At 22.1% G+C, this 897-nt stretch carries 1 protein-coding gene; it reads right to left on the minus strand.

The window, feature by feature from the left end; genetic code table 11:
* On the minus strand, positions 1-897 hold an 897-nt coding region (locus tag A500_RS13395; RefSeq protein WP_016208103.1), incomplete at both ends, for a sensor histidine kinase.

Genomic DNA, 897 nt, shown 5'->3' on the forward strand with positions numbered 1-897 from the left:
CATAACCCTATATCAGATCTTTTTTTATCATTATATATCCTATTATTCCAGTTTATATTTTTCATACTATTAATTATAAACTCTCTATCCTCTATATATAACTCTTTATTTTTTATAGCTATAACTGCATTATTATCTATAATTCTTAAATCTACATTTAAGCAACCTCTCTCTGTAAATATTAACACTATATCTATTAAATTATAAAATACCTGTTTTAACCTATTTTCATCTCCGCTAACTATTATTGTTTCATTACACATAGAATTTTCTATAATTATAGGCTGATCCTTAAAAGAGTACTCTATAATATTTATTACTAGAAAAAGAATACTTTTTACATTAACAATTTCCTTTTTATTTTTTATGTATCCATTAGTAAATTTGTAATAATCTAAAATATCTTCTATTAATATACTTAACCTATTTGATGTAACAGATATCATCTCTATATTTTCTTCTTGCTCACTTGTTAATATTCCTGCAACTCCATCTATAAGTGAATTAGCTATATTTAATATCCCTTTTAATGGAACCTTTAATTCATAAGAAATTGTTTCTAGAAAATCATCTTTTCTCTTATCTAATATTTTTAATTCATTTGATAATTTCTCTACTTCCTTCATCGAATTAAAAGAATTATATGATAATAACATTGCTTGACTTATAGTAAATATAATTACATAGAATGGGAATAAAAAATTTATTTGCTTCGAGCTAAATGTATTATATATACCTACTAATATCATTAGAAGCATACTTATAAGAGCTAATATATTAAATCTTGTTCCTTCAATCTTATTTATTATATTTCTAATTATAATACCAGTAGAAAATAATATAATAATTACTCCTACAGTAGCATGAAGCTTACCAAAATCTATTTTTTTTAAATAT

This window comes from Clostridium sartagoforme AAU1, from assembly GCF_000401215.1.
Taxonomy (GTDB): domain Bacteria; phylum Bacillota; class Clostridia; order Clostridiales; family Clostridiaceae; genus Clostridium; species Clostridium sartagoforme.